Origin of the sequence: Streptomyces sp. NPDC101118 (genome assembly GCF_044759445.1) — a bacterium.
Lineage (GTDB): Bacteria > Actinomycetota > Actinomycetes > Streptomycetales > Streptomycetaceae > Streptomyces.
The window spans coordinates 39,877-58,492 of sequence record NZ_JBIVZG010000006.1; the positions used below are offsets into that span (position 1 = coordinate 39,877).

Below are 18,616 nucleotides of genomic sequence, written 5' to 3' on the forward strand. Positions count from 1 at the left end.
GCCGCCGGGAGCCCGGCTCCACCCGGCTCGACCCGGCCCCGCCGGTCAGTCGTCGTCCAGGCCCTCGGCCGCGCGGCGCTCGCGCAGCTCCATGATCGCGCGGCGCCGGGCGAGCCGGTGGGTGCGGCGGATCTGCGCCTCCTGGTAACGCCGCTTGTCCTGCTCGGTCTCGGGGAGCACGGGCGGCACCGTGCGCGGCTTGCCGTCCGCGTCCACGGCCGCGAAGACGAGGTACGCGCTGCCGACCTGGGTGGGCGGGGTGGACTCGTTCCACCGCTCGGCGAGCACGCGCACGCCGATCTCCATCGAGCTGCGGCCGGTCCAGTTGCACTGCGCGCGTACGTGGACCAGGTCGCCCACCCGCACCGGCGCGAGGAAGGCCATCTCGTCCATGGAGGCCGTCACGGCCGGGCCCCCCGAGTGCCGGCCGGCGACCGCGCCGGCCGCGTCGTCCACCAGCTTCATGATCACTCCGCCGTGCACCGTGCCCAGCAGGTTCGTGTCGTTGGCTGTCATGATGTGGCTGAGGGTGGTGCGGGACGCCGAGGTGGGCTTACCGGGAAGATCGCCCGAAACATCTGTCATGCACCCACCTTAAATGCGTGACGGATGCACCGGCTGTGCAACAGACCCGGCACGAAGTGCGCCCCGGCCTGTCGGACGACACGCCGGGCCAGGCATCCTTGTCCGCATGAATGACTGGCCCGAGGGGTGGACCGACAACCGCGACGAGCGCCAAGGCCGCGGCAGCTCCAGCGCACAGCCGGAGGGCGCCCGGGTCATGCGCCATGTCCAGCGGGGTTCCCAGGGGCCGCAGCAGCCCCGTCAGCAGCCCCCGTACCCGCCCGCGCAGCCGCCCCGGCCGCCGCGGCAGCAGGGGCACCAGCAGCCGCCGGCCCAGCAGGGCTACGGCGTGCCGTCGCAGCAGGGGTCGCAGCACGACACGTACGGCGGCTACGACAGCGGCTACAACACCGGCCAGGTCTACGGCAGTCCCTCGGGCGGCGGTCCCGGCGGCGGCCAGGGCCGTACCGGCGCCCCCCAGGGCGGCGGCCGGCCGCAGGGGCCCGTGGACTGGGGTCGCCGGCTGAAGATCGGTTCCATCGTGCTGGTCTCCACGCTCGCCGTGGTCTCCGTCGGCACGTACTTCTGGGCCGACTCCAAGATGCGGCGCGAGGTGGACCTGTCCAAGGTCATCGAGCGGCCGGACGAGGGCGACTGCACGACGTACCTGATCGTCGGCTCCGACAGCCGCGAGGGCATGTCGGCCGAGGAGAAGAAGAAGCTCCACACCGGCTCCGCCGAGGGCAAGCGCACCGACTCGATGATGGTGCTGGCTGCCTGCTCCAGCGGGAACACGATGATCTCGCTGCCGCGTGACTCGGACGTGGAGATCCCGTCCTTCGTCGGCTCGGAGTCCGGCAAGAAGTACGCGGGCCGGGGGGTCCGCACCAAGCTCAACGCCGCCTACGCGATGGACGGCCCCGAACTCCTGGTGCGCACGGTCGAGTACAACACCGGCCTGCGCATCGACCACTACGCGGAGATCGGCTTCGCCGGTTTCGCCAACATCGTCGACGCGCTCGGCGGCGTCGAGATGAACATCGAGAAGGGCTTCAAGGACAAGAAGTCGGGCGCCGACTTCAAGGCCGGCAAGCAGACCCTCAACGGCGAGCAGGCGCTGGCCTTCGTCCGTACCCGGTACGCCTTCGCGGAGTCGGACCTGGCGCGTACGAAGAACCAGCAGAAGTTCCTGTCGGCGCTGGCGAGCCAGGCGGCGACGCCGGGCACGATCCTGAACCCGTTCCAGCTCTACCCGGTGATGGGCGCGGGCCTGGACACGCTGGTCGTGGACGAGGACATGTCGCTGTTCGACCTGGGCGAGATGTTCTTCGCGATGAAGGGCATCACGGGCGGCGACGGCGTGTCGATGAACATGCCGATCAACGGCTCCCGCGGGGGCAACCTGGTCTGGGACAAGGCCAAGGTCAAGCAGCTGGTCCAGCAGATCCAGAACGACGAGAAGGTCACGGTCCGCGGCAAGTGACCCGCGGCAGCTGACCCGCGGGTAGGGACCTAGCCTGGATGGAGGGGGATCCTCCATCCAGGCGGTGCGCCATGACCGAGGACAGCAGGTACTGGGCTTCGGGGAACTGGCAGGTCTCCGACGGCAGCGCCGACGAGTTCGTCGAGCGCTGGAAGGCCTTCCTCAGCTGGACGAAGGAGGCCAACGACGGCTTCCTGGGGGCCCGGCTCGTCCGCGACCTGAACGAGCCGAACCACTTCGTCTCCTTCTCCGCCTGGCGGGACCCGGCGGCCATGAAGGAGTGGCAGGGCAGACCCGAGTTCACCGAGGCCTTCGGCGCGTGCCGGGCGCTCTGCGACGACATGCACAGCGGCGGCTACGAGCTGGTGGTCGCGTACTGACACGCGAAAGGCGCCTCCCGGACGGGGGAGGCGCCTCGTACCCGTGCCGGAACCCGGGGGTCCCGACAGGCTGCGGGCACGCGGGCTCGGCTCAGGAGAACACTGTCTCGCCCTCCGAGTCGACCACTTCTGAGCCTGCAGGATTCAGGATGTCGTCCACCTTGCCGGTGACCCGTCCTCCAGCCTTGCCCGCCACGGTGCCCAGGTAGCCGTCCCGGCGCGCTTTCTTCAAGTGGTCCTTGATCGTCTCCGGCCGGCGCCCGATCAATCGGGCGAGCCACGGCACCGGGGCCGGAGCCCCGCCCTCAGCCATGCTCGCGTAGGTCATCGACAGCGTCGCCAGGTACCGCTCCGAGACACCTTCCTCGGCCAAGAGGCGTCCCGCGGTTTCGCCCAGGACATCCAGCTTCCGCGTGAAGTCCTCGAGAGTCCTCTGCGCCTCCGGTGCAGTCCTGGCGATTTCCACGGCGGCCGCGATGTCGACCCTTCGCAGGACCGTCGTGGAGATGCCACGCATCACGTCACGGGATTCTGCGTCATCAACCGCCTCAACCGTGATCCGCTGCGGGCCGCCAGTGACCGGCCCCGCCGGCCACCACAGTCGGATCACCCAACCTCCGTGCCGCTGCGCGACCTCAAACCCCTCACTGTCCGTTCGCATGACACCACCATACCCCGCCCAGGGTGGACCACCCTGGGTTGACAATAGAGGGTGGACCAGGCGCAGACTGGGTGGAGCAGCGGGGGCCGCCCATTCCTGACGAGAAAGGCCAGTTCGACACGTGGCAGCAACGACCAAGTCCGCCGACACGGATGACGAGTTGGGGAATCAGCTGGTCACAGACGTCTGGGAGCGATGGACCGACCGGAAGACGCTGGAGAACAGCACCAAGAAGCAGTACCGCTCCATCCGGAACACCACCCTCGAACCGTTCTTCAAAGGCCGATCCATCGCGTCTCTCCAGGTGGACGACATCGAGCAGTGGCTGTCGTGGATGGAGCAGACCTGCAGGCTGTCCGCCCGCACGCGGCGGCAACGGTTCTCGTTCCTCTCCGGGTTGATGGACTGGGCCGTCACCAACGAGATCATCGATCGCAATCCGTGCAAGAAGATCGAGCACGTGGGAAGTCGCGCCAAGGAGATTCGCGAGCAGAAGGGCAACGCCCGGCGGCTGACCACTCGGGAGGTTCTGGCCACACTCAACGGAGCGCCGCCCCGCTACCGGGCGATGCTCTGGCTGATGGCGGGATGCGGCCTCCGGATCGGCGAGGCCATGGCGGTCTCCCGCGATCAGATCGACTTCCCGGCGGGTGTCCTGCGCGTCGACTTCCAGATGGTGGAGGACGGCGTAACCGCGTCAGGGAAGAACAGCGCGCTGCACCGCAGGCACATCAAGGCCCGCGACGAGGAGGAACCAGGGCGCATCGTGCCCCTGCCCCCCAACGTCGCGTTCGAGCTCCGCAGGCACATGAAGAACCACGGCATGTGGGGCCCTGAACGGCTGCTGTTCCCGAACGTGACCCGGACCGGATATCTCTACGCTTCCTACTTCTACCGGCAGATCTGGCCGGTAGCCCTCAGGAAGGGCGGGGTGCCTTACTGCAAGCCCCACTCCATGCGGCACTACTACGGCTCTCGGCTGCTCTACGCAGGCGTGCCTGAAAACGACGTGGCGGACTGGATGGGGCACAGCAGCACGGGCGTACTACGCGAGCACTACCACTACATCTTCGAGGGAGCCGTGCAGCGCGGACGCACGGCCATCGCGACGATGCTGACGCCCGGCGCCGACGACCCCGGGAAGGGAGATGCGGCCGCCACCTGACCGAGACCGCGAGAAGGCCCCCGGCAGGACGCCGGGGGCCTCACTGTTCGCGCAGATCACAACCTGTCGAAACAGCCTCTGACCTGCGAAAACCTTGCTAAGGCAGGTTCCTGGCCATGACGATGCGCTGGACCTGGTTCGTGCCTTCATAAATCTGGGTAATCTTCGCGTCGCGCATCATGCGCTCGACCGGGTAGTCGCGGGTGTAGCCGTAGCCGCCGAGGAGCTGGACGGCGTCCGTGGTGACCTCCATGGCGATGTCGGAGGCGAAGCACTTGGCCGCGGCGCCGAGGTACGTCAGGTCGGCATCGCCGCGCTCGGAGGCGGCGGCGGCCTGGTAGGTCAGGGCGCGGGCGGCGGAGATCTTCATCGCCATGTCCGCGAGCATGAACTGGACGCCCTGGAAGTCGGCGATCGGCTTGCCGAACTGCTTGCGCTCCTGGACGTAGCCCTTGGCGTAGTCGAGGGCGCCCTGCGCGATGCCGAGGGCCTGGGCCGCGATGGTGATGCGGGTGTGGTCCAGGGTCTTCATGGCAGTCGCGAAGCCGGTGCCCTCGTCGCCGATCATGCGGTCGGCGGGGATGCGGACGTTGTCGAGGTAGACCTCGCGGGTCGGGGAGCCCTTGATGCCGAGCTTCTTCTCCGGGGCGCCGAAGGAGACGCCCTCGTCGCCCTTCTCGACGACGAAGGCCGAGATGCCCTTGGAGCGCTTCTCCGGGTCGGTGACGGCCATGACCGTGTAGTACTCGGAGACGCCCGCGTTGGTGATCCAGCGCTTGACGCCGTTGAGGACCCAGAAGTCGCCGTCGCGGACCGCGCGGGTCTTCATGCCGGCCGCGTCGGAGCCCGCGTCGGGCTCGGAGAGGCAGTAGGAGAACATGCCGTCGCCCTTGGCGAGCGGGGTCATGTACTTCTTCTTCAGCTCCTCGGAGCCGGAGAGGATGACCGGGAGGGAGCCGAGCTTGTTCACGGCGGGGATGAGGGAGGAGGACGCGCAGACGCGGGCCACCTCCTCGATCACGATGACCGTGGCGAGGGCGTCGGCGCCGGCGCCGCCGTAGTTCTCGGGGACGTGGACGGCGTGCAGGTCGTTGGCGACGAGGGCGTCGTGGGCCTCCTGCGGGAAGCGGGCCTCCTCGTCGACGGCCGCGGCGAACGGCGCGATCTTGGCCTCGCAGAGCGCGCGGACGGACTCGCGGAGCATGTCGTGCTCTTCGGCCGGGCGGTACAGGTCGAAGTCGGAACCCGCCAAGGTGTCTCACTCCCCAAGGTGACGCTAACTACCGTTAAGTAACCCAAGCCTAGTCCGCTACTCACCCGTAGGGATACGAGTGCGGGGCGTGAGCTGCATGACAACGGGGCGTACCTGGGGGAAACGTCCCCCGATCGGGCCCGACTATGCTCGGTTGCCGTTGTTCTCCCCCTCCCCCAGGAGTTCCCGCATGGCCCTCAAGATCACCGTGATCGGCACCGGCTACCTCGGCGCCACGCACGCTGCCGCGATGGCCGAGCTGGGCTTCGAGGTGCTGGGTCTGGACGTGGTCCCGGAGAAGATCGAGATGCTGTCCCAGGGGCGGGTCCCGATGTACGAGCCGGGGCTGGAGGAGCTGCTGGGCGCGCACGTCGCGGGGATCGAGGGGTCCTCTGGCCGGCTGCGCTTCACCACCTCGTACGAGGAGGCGGCCGCCTTCGGCGACGTCCACTTCGTCTGTGTGAACACCCCGCAGAAGCACGGCGAGTACGCCTGCGACATGTCGTACGTCGACTCCGCGGTCGAGTCGCTGGCCCCGCACCTGACCCGGCCGGTCCTGGTGGTCGGCAAGTCGACGGTGCCGGTGGGCTCGGCGGACCGGATCGCGGGGCGGCTGGCGGAGCTGGCGCCGGCGGGCGACCAGGTGGAGCTGGCGTGGAACCCGGAGTTCCTGCGCGAGGGCTTCGCCGTGCAGGACACGCTGCACCCGGACCGGATCGTGGTGGGCGTGCGGAGCGCGCACGCGGAGAAGCTGCTGCGCGAGGTGTACGCGACGCCGGTCGCGGAGGGGTCGCCGATGGTGGTGACGGACTTCCCGACGGCGGAGCTGGTGAAGACGGCCGCGAACTCCTTCCTGGCGACGAAGATCTCTTTCATCAACGCGATGGCGGAGGTCTGCGAGGCGGCCGGGGGCGACGTGGTGAAGCTGGCCGAGGCCATCGGGCACGACGAGCGGATCGGCGCGAAGTTCCTGCGGGCCGGCATCGGCTTCGGCGGCGGCTGCCTGCCGAAGGACATCCGAGCCTTCATGGCGCGGGCGGGCGAGCTGGGCGCGGACCAGGCGCTGACCTTCCTCCGCGAGGTCGACTCGATCAACATGCGGCGGCGCGGGCACATGGTGGAGCTGGCGCGGGAGGCCGTGGGCGGCTCGTTCCTGGGCAAGCGGGTGGCGGTGCTGGGCGCGACGTTCAAGCCGGACTCGGACGACGTGCGGGATTCGCCGGCGCTGAACGTGGCGGGCCAGATCCACCTGCAGGGCGGCCAGGTCACGGTGTACGACCCGAAGGGCATGGCGAACGCGCGGCGGGTCTTCCCGACCCTGGCGTACGCGGAGACCGCGGAGGCGGCGGTGGCGGGCGCGGACGTGGTGCTGCACCTGACGGAGTGGCGCGAGTTCCGCGAGCTGGACCCGGCGGCCCTGGCGGCGCAGGTGGCGACCCCGCTGATCCTGGACGGCCGCAACGCGCTGGACGCCACCCTGTGGCGGGCGGCGGGCTGGACGTACCGCGCGATGGGCCGGCCGCGGGCCTGAGCCTCGCGTAGGGGGCGGCCGGCGTCGTGCCGCCCCGTACGGCTTCCCTTTCGCCGTTGCGGGGGCGCACCCGCCGCCGCCCTGGAAGACTCGCGTCCCGTCGGGCGCTGCGGGGGACGCGGCCGCCCGCCGGGACGGGGGCGCGATTGCGATGGCCGGGCTGAGTCCGATCGACGACGGGCTGCCGCGGGAGGCCGCCGAGCTGGCCAGGTCCCTGCGCGATCTGTTCGACGGCCTGGGGGTGTCGATGCGCCGGTACGCCGCCAGGCGCTCGTACGACCCGGCCACCGTCTCGCGCTACCTCGGCGGGCGCCGCCTGCCGCCCTGGGAGTTCGTGCTCAACCTCGCGCACGACGTGGCCGAGGAGCGCGGCCGCACGCCCACCCCGGAGACCCTCACCCTGCTCCGCGAGCAGTACGCGGCGGCGGCGCGGACCGGCGGCAGCCCGGCGCACCGGGCGCAACTGCTGGAGCGGCAGCTGGCGGACGCGGACGAGGAGGCGCGGCAGGCGGCGGCGCGGGAGCGCTGGCTGGAGGAACAGCTCCAGGACCGCGAGCACCGGATCCGTGACCTGGAGATGCGCAACGTGATGCTCCAGGCGGCCGCGGACGCCCCGTTCTCCCCCGAGGAGGACGGCGGGGAGGACGGTGGGGCGGGCGACGACGGCGAGCGCACCCGGCTGCGGCGGGAGATCGAGGAGCTGACGGCGGAGCTGACCCGGCTGCGGGCACTGCACCGGCGGGCGGAGGAACGGTGCGAGCAACTGGAGCGGCAGCTCGCGCGGGCCGAGGCGGAGGCCCCCGTGGAGGGCTCGGCGGAGGGGGTGCCCGCGGGCACGCTCGTACCCGTCGGCCGGCGGGACTCAGGCCAGGGAGCGGACGGCCGGGTGCTTCCCCCCTGGGCGGTTGCCGGAGCGGCGGCGGACGGGTTTCATCCGCAGGCCGTGTACCGGTTCGGGGCGGTGCACGGCGAGGTCAACGTCCATCTCGACGGCGGCCGCGCGGACGAGGACTACGTGGCGTCCGTGACCGTGCAGCTGCTGCTGGCCGACCGGTTCGTGGCCCACGGCCTGATGCTGGACCGGCGTACGGCGCTGGTGGTGGTCCCGGCCGGCGATCTCGACAGGCGATGGAGGGGGCTCCGTCTCCTGCCCAGGCAGCACGATCTGACGGTCGAGACGTACGGCGGTGTGCGGGTCGGCACCACCATCGAGCCGCACCAGGACTTCGGCGACGGGTCCGGCTCACGCGGCGCGGCGGACCTCACGGCCGCGGTGCTGCACCTGGCCGGGGACGTTCCCGCTCCGGACCGGGCCCCGGTGCCGGACCGGCGCTTCACCCCGGCCGGGCGGCTGCTGGTGAGCGCACACGAGTCCGGAGTGCGGCACTCGCTCCTGCTCGACACCGCGGGGCGGTTCGGGAACTGGCTGCGTGTGGACGGGGACCTGGGGCCCGGTCTGATCGGAGCACCCGCGTTCTCGGGGACGGGAGAGCTGGCGGGCCTGGTGGTGAGGGCCGCGGAACCTCCCAGGAGCGTACGGCTGGCGGGCGGTCAGCAACAGCAGCTCCCCGCGCGACGGGGGATGCTGCTGGCCGCGTCGGCCCTGCGGGGGCTGCCGGGCTTCGACGCGGACGAGTCCTCCGGCTGAGGCCGGTGCGTCAGCCGGTGCGGCGGGAGCGGTAGGTGCGCATCTTGGCGCGGCTGCCGCAGATCGACATGGTGCACCAGCGGCTGCGGCCGGCCGGGCTGCGGTCGTAGTAGGCCCAGTGGCAGTCGTCGGCCGCGCAGGCCTTGAGGCGGGTCCAGGTGCCGGCGGCGACCGCCTCGGCGATGGCGGCGGCGACGCGGGCGGTGAGGCCGGGCTCTCCGGCGGGGGCCAGTGCGGCCGTGCCCTCGTGGTCCAGGGTGACCGTCAGGGGGGCCTCGGCCAGGAGGGCGTTCAGCTCTGACAGGCGGCCGGGCGGGATGTCGTGGCCGGCGTGCGCGAGGCACGCGGCGCGCAGGGCCTCGCGGAGTGCCGCGGCCCGGTCGAGGGCGTCGCCGGACAGGCCGAACTCCGCCGCCAGGCGGTCGTCTCCCGTGTCCACGCTCAGCGTGTTGACCAGCGCCTCGACGAGCGCGAGGCCTCCGGGCGCGGGCGCTCTCTCCGTCATGTCGTCGACGTTACCTCCTGGCGAAGGCAAGCGGTAACGCCTACCCTGACAGTTACCGGTTAATGGCTTGTTCCGGTAACACCGGCATGTTCTCTGGAGGAAAGATGGCCATCGCCAAGCTCGGGACCGTCGTCCTGGACTGTCCCGACCCGCTCGCGCTCGCGGAGTTCTACGCCGCCCTGCTCGGCGGCACGCCGGCGCTCGACGAGGACGGCACCTGGGCGGACCTGGAGGGCCACGGGGGCTCGGCCCTCGCCTTCCAGAAGGCGCAGGGGCACGTCGCGCCGAACTGGCCCTCCCCCGAGGCCTCGCAGCAGTTCCACCTGGACCTGACGGTGGAGGACCTGGACGTCGCGGAGGGCCAGGCCCTCGCGCTGGGCGCCAAGCTGCTGGATCCGGGCCCCGAGGGCCGGACCTGGCGGGTGTACGCCGACCCGGCCGGGCACCCGTTCTGCCTCTGCGCCTGCTGACGGCGGCAGCCCTGCTGACGGCGGCGGCCCTGCCGTCCTCGGCAGGGCGATCAGGCCGAGCGGCGGTACTGGGCCGCCCGTGCGGTGAACTCGGCGTCCCGCAGCACGCGTTGGGCGTTGCCCCAGGTCAGCAGGGCGATGTCCGGCTCCGGCCAGTCGCGGTCGAGGAGCTCGGCGATCAGCCGCGGGTAGCCCGAGGGGTCCGTGAGCCCCTCGGGGCGGGGGGCCGCCGGTCCCGTGCCGAAGGCGCCGCCCAGGCCCACGGCGTGGGGGCCGGCGACCGTGCGTACGTGGTCCAGGTGGTCCGCCACCGTCGCGGGGGTGACCGGCACCCCGGCCGGGGCCAGCCGGTCCGCGGCGCAGGTCACCATGCACAGGCCCTTCGCCGCGCCCAGCGCCTCCAGCACGTCGTCCGGGACGTTGCCGGGGTGCGGGTGCAGCGCGGCGGCCCCGGCGTGCGAGACCAGCACCGGTGCCTTCGAGGCCGCGATGAGGGTGCGGGCCGTCTCGGGCCCGCAGCCGGCGAGGTCCAGCACCATCGCGAGCCGGTTCATCTCCCGTACCACCTCGTGGCCGAACGCGCTGAGCCCGCGCTCCGCCCAGGCCGCCCCTGCGGGGGCCAGGCTGCGCACGCCGAGGGCGTGGAAGGCGCGGAGCGGGCCGAGGGACGCGTCGAGGGCACGGCCCGAGACGGGGCCCATGAAGGAGGCGATGCGGCCGCGGTTGCGGGCGTCGGCCAGTTCGTCGGGGCCGAAGGCCGTGCACAGGCTGTCCGGATAGCGCCGGAACATCTGGCGGGCGAAGTCGATCTGTTCCAGGGTCCCGGCCACCACCCGGTCGTCCGGGACGGGCGCCCCGGTCCCGTCCGCGGTCTCCCCGGGCACGAGCAGGGACCAGAACAGGCCGCCGACACCCCCGGCCCGCAGCCGGGGGAGGTCGGTGTCGACGGTGCTCTCGACCGTCGCGAGGTCGTGGAGGGGGCTCTGCCTCAGCGTCCACAGGAGGTCGTTGCACCCGTCCACGACGGGGTGCGCGGCGAGCAGCGCAGCCACGCGCTCCGGTACGGGCCGCGACGGCTCGGGGCCGGCTGCCGGCTCGGGGGCGGGCTGGGCCGCGGGCTCGGGTCCACCGGGCGGCGGCTCGACCGCCCCGGCGGCCCCGGGGCCCTCGTGGGTTTCATCCTGCAGGTCGGCCATGGCGTTCGCTCCGGTCTCGGCGGCAGCAGGGCGTTGCTGCCACCGTGACACGGGGGACGCGGGTGTTCGCGGCGGGTGTGGCGTTCGGGTCAACGCCCGAACGCCACACACCACGCCGCTGCTACGAGGCGGTGGCCGGCAGCACCGCGTTCGACGGCGGTACGTGGGCCTGCGCGGCGGCCACCGACTCGGCGTCCCGCAGCACGCGTACCGCGTTCGACCAGGTCAGCTTCGCGAGGTCGGCGCGCGACCAGCCGCGGTGCAGCAGCTCCGCGACCAGGTTCGGGTAGCCCGCCACGTCGTCGAGGCCGGACGGCGTGAAGGCGGTGCCGTCGTAGTCGCCGCCGATGCCGATGTGGTCGATGCCGGCCACCTCGCGCATGTGGTCGAGGTGGTCCGCGACCGTGGCGGCCGTGGCCACGGGGCGGGGGTTGGCCGCCTCGAAGGCCCGGTGGACCTCCATCGCCGGGGCGGTGGTGTCCAGGTGGTGCATGCCGTGGGCGCGCATGTTCTCGTCGGCCGCGGCCGTCCAGGCCACCGCCTCGGGGAGGATGAACTTCGGCACGAACGTCGCCATCGCCACGCCGCCGTTGGCCGGCAGCAGCGCCAGCACGTCGTCGGGGATGTTGCGCGGGTGGTCGCAGACCGCCCGGGACGAGGAGTGCGAGAAGATCACCGGCGCCGTGGAGGCCGCGATGGCGTCCCGCATCGTGGTGGCGGCCACGTGGGAGAGGTCCACGAGCATGCCGACGCGGTTCATCTCCCGGACGACCTCGCGGCCGAAGTCGGTGAGGCCGCCGTGCCGGGGCTCGTCGGTGGCCGAGTCCGCCCAGTCGATGGTGTCGTTGTGCGTCAGGGTCATGTAGCGGACACCGAGCCGGTGCAGCGCGCGCAGCGTGGCCAGCGAGTTGTTGATGGAGTGACCGCCCTCGGCACCCATCAGGGAGGCGATCCGGCCCTCCTTGCGGGCCTTCTCCATGTCGTCGGCCGTCAGCGCCCGCGTCAGATCGCCCGGGTAACGGTCGATCAGCTGGTTCACGGCGTCGATCTGCTCCAGGGTGGCGCTGACCGCCGTGTCGCCCGCGAAGTCCGAGCGCACGTAGACCGACCAGAACTGCGCGCCGACACCGCCCGCACGCAGGCGGGGGATGTCGGTGTGCAGGTGTCCGGACTGGTCGCCGGCGATGTCCCGCTGCCCGAGGTCGTAGCGGACCTGCTCGCGCAGGGCCCAGGGCAGGTCGTTGTGGCCGTCGACGACCGGGTGCTCGGCGAGCAGCTCGCGGGCCTCCGCGAGCCGCGCGGCCGCGCTCACTTGCCGAATCCGAACGACTCCTGGCCGGCGACCTTCGTGCGCAGCCGCTTGCCCTTCTCGGTGGCCTGGTCGTTGAGCTCCTGCTGGAACTCCTTCATCCGGGCCAGCAGGTCCGCGTCCTGGGTGGCGAGGATGCGGGCGGCCAGCAGGCCGGCGTTGCGCGCGCCGCCGACCGAGACGGTGGCGACGGGCACGCCCGCGGGCATCTGCACGATCGACAGCAGCGAGTCCATGCCGTCGAGGTACTTGAGCGGTACGGGGACGCCGATGACGGGGAGCGGGGTCACCGAGGCGAGCATGCCCGGCAGGTGGGCGGCGCCGCCGGCGCCCGCGATGATCGCCTTGAGGCCGCGGTCGGCGGCCTCCTCGCCGTACGCGATCATCTCGCGCGGCATGCGGTGGGCCGACACGACGTCGACCTCGTAGGGGATCTCGAACTCGTCCAGCGCCTGTGCGGCGGCCTCCATGACGGGCCAGTCCGAGTCGGAACCCATCACGATGCCGATAAGAGGAGAGGTACTCATTCGGTGATTGTTCCCCTGAGGTAGCCGGCAGCGTGACGGGCGCGCTCCAGCACGTCGTCCAGGTCGTCGCCGTAGGTGTTCACGTGCCCGACCTTGCGGCCGGGCTTCACGTCCTTGCCGTACATGTGGATCTTGAGCTGCGGGTCGCGGGCCATGCAGTGCAGGTACGCCTGGTACATGTCCGGGTAGTCACCGCCGAGCACGTTGGCCATCACGGTCCAGGGGGCCCGCGGGCGCGGGTCGCCCAGCGGCAGGTCGAGGACCGCCCGTACGTGGTTGGCGAACTGCGAGGTGACCGCGCCGTCCATGGTCCAGTGGCCCGAGTTGTGGGGGCGCATGGCCAGCTCGTTGACGAGGATCCGGCCGTCGGTGGTCTCGAAGAGCTCGACCGCGAGGTGGCCGACGACGCCGAGCTCGCCGGCGATGCGCAGGGCCAGCGACTGGGCCTCGCCCGCGAGCTCCTCGGAGAGGTGGGGCGCGGGGGCGATCACCGTGTCGCAGACGCCGTCCACCTGGACGGACTCGACGACCGGGTAGGCCACGGCCTGCCCGTGCGGGGAGCGGACGATGTTGGCCGCGAGCTCGCGGACGTAGTCCACCTTCTCCTCCGCGAGGACCGGGACACCCGCCTTGAAGGGGGCCTCCGCGTCCTCGGCGGTGCGCACGAACCACACGCCCTTGCCGTCGTAGCCGCCGCGCACGGTCTTGAGGATGACGGGGAAGCCGCCCACCTCGTCCGCGAAGGCCACCACGTCCGCCGGATCCGCCACGATCCGGTGGCGGGGGCTGGGCGCGCCGATCTCGTCGAGCCTGGCGCGCATCACCCCCTTGTCCTGGGCGTGCACCAATGCGTCGGGCCCCGGGCGGACGGGGATTCCGTCCGCTTCCAGGGCCCGCAGGTGCTCCGTGGGTACGTGCTCGTGGTCGAAGGTGACCACGTCACAGCCGCGCGCGAAGGCACGGAGGGTGTCCAGGTCGCGATAGTCGCCGATGACGACATCGCTCACCACCTGGGCCGCCGAGTCCTGCGGGGTGTCACTGAGGATCTTGAATCTGATGCCGAGGGGGATACCCGCCTCGTGGGTCATGCGGGCGAGCTGACCGCCGCCGACCATGCCGACTACCGGGAACGTCACTCCTCCAGGGTATCCGCCATTCGGGACGGCCCCGCGACCCGGCCGCCCAGGTCAGCGCAGTGTGAACGGGCGGTCACGCAGCTCGCCGCACGTGTTGCGTGAGCCACGGGCGTACCCGCGGGTCGCCGCTTAACATGACGGGGTTGACGCATTCGAGTTGACGCCATCGACCGACAGGGGCTGAACGATCACCATGAGCGCCTCCAAGCGGGCGGACCTCGTCGGGCGGGCACGCGGGCTCGCGCGGGAGATCGCCAAGTTCGGAGCGGTCGGCGGCCTGGGTCTGCTGGTCAACCTGGGCGTGTTCAACCTCCTCCGGCACACCACCGACCTCCAGGTCGTGCGCACGAGCGTGATCGCGACGGTCGTCGCCATCGCGTTCAACTACGTGGGCTTCCGCTACTTCACGTACCGGGACCGCGACAAGAGCGGCCGGACCCGTGAGATGACGCTGTTCCTGCTGTTCAGCGCGGTCGGCCTGGTGATCGAGAACGGCCTGCTGTACGCGGCGACCTACGGCCTGGGCTGGGACAGCCCGCTGCAGAGCAACGTCTTCAAGTTCCTGGGCATCGCCGTGGCCACGGCCTTCCGCTTCTGGTCCTACCGGACCTGGGTGTTCCGGGCCATGCCGGTACCGCAGCCGGCCGCCGCACCCGCGCCGGCCACCGGGTCCCCGGCCACCGGTACGCCCGCCCCCGCGGCCCGCACGTCGGCGCGCTCGGGGCACCGGCCGAAGGTCCGGGCCGGACGCTAGACGCGCCCCGGGCACACCGCCGCAGCGGCCCGGAGGCGCGGAGGCCCGGAGGCCCGGAGGCCCTAGCGGACCGTCGGCTCCCGGTCGGCGGGGCGGTGGGGCGCCGTACGGCTGAGGAACAGCGCGAAGACCGGCGGCTGCGCCTGGATCAGCTCCAGCCGGCCGCCGTCGGCCTCGGCGAGGTCCCGGGCGACGGCCAGGCCGATGCCCGTGGAGTTCCGGCCGCTGATGGCCCGCTCGAAGATCCGGTTGCCGAGGTCGGCGGGGACGCCCGGGCCCTCGTCGGTGACCTCGATGACGGCCTGGTTGCCGGTGACCCGGGTGCGCAGGGCGACGGTGCCGCCGCCGTGCATGAGCGAGTTCTCGATCAGCGCCGCGAGCACCTGGGCCACCGCGCCCGGGGTGCCGACGGCCCGCATGCCCTGCTTGCCCGAGCGGACGATGGCGCGGCCCGCGCTGCGGTAGGCCGGGCGCCACTCCTCCACCTGCTGCTTGACGACCTCGTCCACGTCGAAGGGGACGGCGGAGCCGGTCCTGGGGTCGCGCGAGTTCGTGAGCAGCCGCTGCACCACGTCGGTGAGGCGCTCGACCTGGTTCAGCGCGATCGACGCCTCCTCGCGCACCGTCTCCAGGTCATCGGTGACGGTGATCTCCTCCAGCCGCATCGAGAGCGCGGTCAGCGGCGTGCGCAGCTGGTGGGAGGCGTCGGCGGCCAGTCTCCGCTCGGCGGTCAGCATCCGGCCGATCCGCTCGGCGCTGGCGTCCAGCACGTCCGCGACCCGGTCCAGCTCGGGCACCCCGTACCGCTTGTGGCGCGGCCGCGGGTCGCCCGAGCCGAGCCGCTCGGCGGTCTCGGCCAGGTCCGTCAGGGGCGAGGCCAGCCTGTTGGCCTGGCGTACGGCGAGGAGTACGGCGGCCACGACGGCCAGCAGCGCCACGGCCCCCACCACGAGGAGGGTGCGGCCGACCTCGCGGGTGACGATCGAGCGGGATTCCTCGACGGTGACGGCCACGCCCTGGTCGCCCCGGACGGTGGCCCTGATGGCGCCGCCCTCGGGCGGCGGGCCGATCTCCAGGTCGGGGCTGCCGGGGACGACGACGACGGCGTGCCGGCCGGCGTCGAGCTGGTCGGCGAGGGCCGCCGGGTCCAGGGCCTCCTTCTCCAGCACCTTGGTCTCGACGGCGCCGAGCAGGCTCTGGGCCTCGGACTCGACGCTGTCGTGGGCGCTGTTGGTGATCGTCCGGGTCTCGACGATCACCAGGGAGACCCCGAAGACCGCGATCACCACGAGGACCACGGCGAGCGTGGAATTGATCAGACGGCGGCGCATGACCTCATCGTGGGTGGTTCAGCGGGGTGCAACGGGTGCGGCGGGCGGGTTCAGCTCTTCTCGAAGCGGAAGCCGACGCCGCGGACGGTGGCGATGTACCGCGGGTTGGCGGCGTCGTCGCCCAGCTTCTTGCGAAGCCACGAGATGTGCATGTCGAGCGTCTTGGTGGAGGACCACCAGGTGGTGTCCCAGACCTCGCGCATCAGCTGGTCGCGGGTGACGACGCGGCCGGCGTCGCGGACTAGGACGCGCAGCAGGTCGAACTCCTTGGCGGTGAGCTGGAGCTCCTCCTCGCCCATCCAGGCGCGGTGCGACTCGACGTCGATGCGCACGCCGTGGGTGGCCGGGGGCTGCGCCGGCTCGGTGGCGCCGCGCCGGAGGAGGGCCCGTACGCGGGCGAGCAGCTCGGCGAGGCGGAACGGCTTGGTGACGTAGTCGTCGGCGCCCGCGTCCAGACCGACCACCGTGTCCACCTCGTCCGCGCGCGCGGTCAGCACGAGGATCGGGAAGCCGTGACCTTCGGCACGCAGGCGGCGGGCCACTTCCAGCCCGTCCATCCCCGGCAGGCCGAGGTCGAGCACGACCAGATCGACGGAGCCCTGCAGTCCGGCGTCGAGGGCGGTGGGGCCGTCCTCACGGACCTCGACCTCGTAGCCCTCCCGGCGCAGGGCGCGGGCCAGGGGTTCCGAGATGGATGCGTCGTCCTCGGCGAGCAGTACACGCGTCATGTGGGTGATGGTAGTCCGACGGCGGCACACCCTGGAGTGTGATCGCGCAGGCCTGGGTATCCGGTCTTATGGCCCTTGTTCTCCTTCGAATGTGGCCGAACGGTTCCCTGGAATCCTGTGATCCATATCTCAAGTCCTTCCATATCCGGCACTGTCGTGTCGTATGGTGGCGAGACATCTGATGCACTAACGATGGACCTTTATGCGTAATTGCTCGCTGAAGGTCTCTATTTCTGTGCAGCGCAAAGAACTGCGGACCGGACCATCGGGAGCGACGACGCTCCCTGTCGGCCGTACCTCACGAGGCGCGACACCGCCCACAAAGCGAAACGCGTCCCGAGCAAGCAAGGAACGACCATGGCGTCAAGCCTGACGAAGGACCGCGCCGGTACCCCCGGCGAGAAGACCTTCTTCGGCCACCCCCGCGGCCTGGCCACTCTGTTCATGACCGAGATGTGGGAGCGCTTCTCCTACTACGGCATGCGCGCCCTCCTCGTGTACTACATCGTCTCCGGCGGTGCGGACATGGCGAAGGGCAGCCAGGGCGGCGGCCTGGCGATGACCGCGGCGACGGCCACGGCGATCTACTCCGTGTACGTGTCGATGGTCTACCTGATGGCCCTGCCGGGCGGCTGGTTCGGCGACCGCGTCTGGGGCGCCCGCAAGACCGTCACCATCGCCGGCTTCGTGATCATGGGTGGTCACCTGGCGCTGGCCCTGCCGGGCCAGGCGGCGTTCTTCGCCGGCCTGATCCTGGTCGCGATCGGCTCCGGTCTGCTGAAGGCCAACATCTCCACGATGGTCGGCCACCTGTACGACGGTCCCGAGGACCCGCGCCGTGACGGTGGCTTCACCCTCTTCTACATCGGCATCAACCTGGGTGCCTTCGTCGCTCCGTTCGTCATCGGCACGGTCGGCAAGGAATACAACTGGCACCTGGGCTTCGCGCTCGCCGCGCTCGGCATGGCGCTGGGTCTGGCCCAGTTCCTGTTCGGCACCCGCCACCTGAGCCCGAAGAGCTCCGTGGTCCCGAACCCGCTCTCCGACGAGGAGCGCCGGACCGTCCTGACCCGCGTGGGCCTGGGCGCCCTGGTCATCGCCGTGTTCTACGCCGGTGTCGTCGCCCTGGGCATGTACACCCTGAACTGGGCCATGGTCCCGCTGATGCTGGCCGGCCTGCTCATCCCGATCGCGGTCCTGACGAAGATCAAGCGCGACAAGGACCTGAGCACCACCGAGCAGTCGAAGATGACCGGCTACATCTGGTTCTTCGTCGCCGCCGCCGTCTTCTGGATGATCTACGACCAGGGTGGCTCCACGCTGTCGCTGTTCGCGGACTCCAAGACCGCCGACACCGTCTTCGGCCTCGGCTTCTCCGCCACCTGGTACCAGTCGCTGAACCCGCTGTTCGTGATGGCGCTGGCCCCGGTCTTCGCCTGGCTGTGGCTGTGGCTGGCCCGCAAGAACCAGGAGCCGAACACCATCGTGAAGTTCGCGATGGGTCTGGTCCTGGTCGGCGCCTCCTTCTTCGTCTTCATCGTCCCGATGAACATGGCGGGCGACGGCAGCACCGTCTCCCCGATGTGGCTCGTCTCGATCTACATGATCCAGACCATCGGTGAGCTGTGCCTGTCCCCGGTGGGTCTGTCCGTGACCACCAAGATGGCGCCGCAGAAGTACGCCTCCCAGATGATGGGCGTCTGGTTCCTGGCCGTCACCGCCGGTGACTGCACCACCGGTCTGCTCTCCACGGCCGGCGTGGACCTGAACGGCATCGGCATCATCGCCATGCAGGCCACGCTCGCGGTGGTCGCGGGTCTGGCGGTCTTCATGTACCGCAAGAAGGTCCAGGCCCTGATGGGCGACGTGCACTGACCTGAGGTCACGCCCTGACCCCCGAGGGCGGCACGCGTACGCGAAGGCCCCCGGCACACCTGGTGTGCCGGGGGCCTTCGCGCGTCCTGCCGCGGGTGCGG

18 protein-coding genes are annotated in these 18,616 nt (G+C 71.3%); 8 read left to right on the forward strand and 10 right to left on the reverse strand.

The genetic code is table 11. The annotated features are described in order from the left end of the window. Positions 1–45 precede the first annotated feature (45 nt). Entirely contained in the window at positions 46–585 is a 540-nt protein-coding gene (locus tag ACIQUQ_RS12955; protein WP_403974617.1) for an acyl-CoA thioesterase, read from the reverse strand. Between the two features lie 106 nt (positions 586–691). Between ACIQUQ_RS12955 and ACIQUQ_RS12960 the strand changes: the two genes are divergently transcribed. Continuing rightward, the gene (locus ACIQUQ_RS12960) at positions 692–2,047 is read left to right on the forward strand and encodes an LCP family protein (RefSeq protein WP_403974618.1); all 1,356 of its coding nucleotides are present in this window, start codon (positions 692–694) and stop codon (positions 2,045–2,047) included. A 71-nt stretch (positions 2,048–2,118) separates the two neighbouring features. Next, positions 2,119–2,427 (forward strand): antibiotic biosynthesis monooxygenase family protein, encoded by a 309-nt coding sequence (locus tag ACIQUQ_RS12965; protein ID WP_403974621.1) that lies wholly within the window; start codon positions 2,119–2,121, stop codon positions 2,425–2,427. 91 nt (positions 2,428–2,518) lie between these two features. Here the strand turns inward: ACIQUQ_RS12965 and ACIQUQ_RS12970 are convergent, their stop codons facing one another. Next, the gene (locus ACIQUQ_RS12970; protein ID WP_403974623.1) at positions 2,519–3,088 is read right to left on the reverse strand and encodes a hypothetical protein; all 570 of its coding nucleotides are present in this window, start codon (positions 3,086–3,088) and stop codon (positions 2,519–2,521) included. 121 nt (positions 3,089–3,209) lie between these two features. Between ACIQUQ_RS12970 and ACIQUQ_RS12975 the strand changes: the two genes are divergently transcribed. Next, positions 3,210–4,253, forward strand: coding sequence for a tyrosine-type recombinase/integrase (locus tag ACIQUQ_RS12975; RefSeq protein ID WP_403974625.1), 1,044 nt, complete (start codon positions 3,210–3,212; stop codon positions 4,251–4,253). 97 nt (positions 4,254–4,350) lie between these two features. On the opposite strand, the gene ACIQUQ_RS12980 is transcribed toward ACIQUQ_RS12975, so the two are convergent. Next, positions 4,351–5,505 carry an acyl-CoA dehydrogenase family protein gene (locus ACIQUQ_RS12980; RefSeq protein ID WP_403974627.1) on the reverse strand — a complete coding sequence of 385 codons (1,155 nt, stop codon included), beginning with the start codon at positions 5,503–5,505 and terminating at the stop codon, positions 4,351–4,353. A gap of 190 nt (positions 5,506–5,695) precedes the next feature. Between ACIQUQ_RS12980 and ACIQUQ_RS12985 the strand changes: the two genes are divergently transcribed. Beyond that, positions 5,696–7,036, forward strand: coding sequence for a UDP-glucose dehydrogenase family protein (locus ACIQUQ_RS12985; protein ID WP_403974629.1), 1,341 nt, complete (start codon positions 5,696–5,698; stop codon positions 7,034–7,036). A 151-nt stretch (positions 7,037–7,187) separates the two neighbouring features. Continuing rightward, on the forward strand, positions 7,188–8,684 hold the full coding sequence (locus ACIQUQ_RS12990; RefSeq protein ID WP_403974632.1) for a hypothetical protein: 1,497 nt from the start codon (positions 7,188–7,190) through the stop codon (positions 8,682–8,684). A 10-nt stretch (positions 8,685–8,694) separates the two neighbouring features. Here ACIQUQ_RS12990 and ACIQUQ_RS12995 read toward each other — a convergent pair whose 3' ends face one another. Then, the gene (locus tag ACIQUQ_RS12995) at positions 8,695–9,189 is read right to left on the reverse strand and encodes a CGNR zinc finger domain-containing protein (protein ID WP_403974634.1); all 495 of its coding nucleotides are present in this window, start codon (positions 9,187–9,189) and stop codon (positions 8,695–8,697) included. A 104-nt stretch (positions 9,190–9,293) separates the two neighbouring features. Here ACIQUQ_RS12995 and ACIQUQ_RS13000 point away from each other — a divergent pair, with 104 nt between their 5' ends. Then, positions 9,294–9,659 (forward strand): VOC family protein, encoded by a 366-nt coding sequence (locus ACIQUQ_RS13000; protein WP_403974636.1) that lies wholly within the window; start codon positions 9,294–9,296, stop codon positions 9,657–9,659. A gap of 50 nt (positions 9,660–9,709) precedes the next feature. On the opposite strand, the gene ACIQUQ_RS13005 is transcribed toward ACIQUQ_RS13000, so the two are convergent. The 4 genes from ACIQUQ_RS13005 to ACIQUQ_RS13020 all read right to left on the reverse strand — a co-directional run bounded on the left by ACIQUQ_RS13005 (position 9,710) and on the right by ACIQUQ_RS13020 (position 13,827). Then, complete coding sequence (locus ACIQUQ_RS13005) at positions 9,710–10,855, reverse strand: dipeptidase (protein ID WP_403974638.1); 1,146 nt, start codon at positions 10,853–10,855, stop codon at positions 9,710–9,712. A 121-nt stretch (positions 10,856–10,976) separates the two neighbouring features. Next, positions 10,977–12,167: a dipeptidase gene (locus ACIQUQ_RS13010; protein WP_403974641.1), complete on the reverse strand. Its 1,191-nt coding sequence runs from the start codon at positions 12,165–12,167 to the stop codon at positions 10,977–10,979. Continuing rightward, positions 12,164–12,691 carry a 5-(carboxyamino)imidazole ribonucleotide mutase gene (gene purE, locus ACIQUQ_RS13015; protein WP_403974643.1) on the reverse strand — a complete coding sequence of 176 codons (528 nt, stop codon included), beginning with the start codon at positions 12,689–12,691 and terminating at the stop codon, positions 12,164–12,166. Before purE ends, ACIQUQ_RS13010 begins: the two co-directional genes overlap by 4 nt. Next, positions 12,688–13,827, reverse strand: a complete 1,140-nt coding sequence (locus ACIQUQ_RS13020) for a 5-(carboxyamino)imidazole ribonucleotide synthase (RefSeq protein WP_403974646.1) — start codon at positions 13,825–13,827, stop codon at positions 12,688–12,690. The genes purE and ACIQUQ_RS13020 overlap by 4 nt, the downstream gene beginning before the upstream one ends. A gap of 193 nt (positions 13,828–14,020) precedes the next feature. On the opposite strand from ACIQUQ_RS13020, the gene ACIQUQ_RS13025 reads away from it, so the two are divergent. Continuing rightward, positions 14,021–14,581 (forward strand): GtrA family protein, encoded by a 561-nt coding sequence (locus tag ACIQUQ_RS13025; protein WP_403974648.1) that lies wholly within the window; start codon positions 14,021–14,023, stop codon positions 14,579–14,581. Positions 14,582–14,643: 62 nt separating this feature from the next. On the opposite strand, the gene ACIQUQ_RS13030 is transcribed toward ACIQUQ_RS13025, so the two are convergent. Together ACIQUQ_RS13030 and ACIQUQ_RS13035 are read right to left on the reverse strand one after the other, a co-directional pair. After that, on the reverse strand, positions 14,644–15,912 hold the full coding sequence (locus ACIQUQ_RS13030) for an ATP-binding protein (protein WP_403974650.1): 1,269 nt from the start codon (positions 15,910–15,912) through the stop codon (positions 14,644–14,646). Between the two features lie 50 nt (positions 15,913–15,962). Continuing rightward, positions 15,963–16,640, reverse strand: coding sequence for a response regulator transcription factor (locus ACIQUQ_RS13035; protein ID WP_399950063.1), 678 nt, complete (start codon positions 16,638–16,640; stop codon positions 15,963–15,965). A 357-nt stretch (positions 16,641–16,997) separates the two neighbouring features. Between ACIQUQ_RS13035 and ACIQUQ_RS13040 the strand changes: the two genes are divergently transcribed. Beyond that, positions 16,998–18,515, forward strand: coding sequence for a peptide MFS transporter (locus ACIQUQ_RS13040; protein ID WP_403974653.1), 1,518 nt, complete (start codon positions 16,998–17,000; stop codon positions 18,513–18,515). Positions 18,516–18,616: the final 101 nt, after the last annotated feature.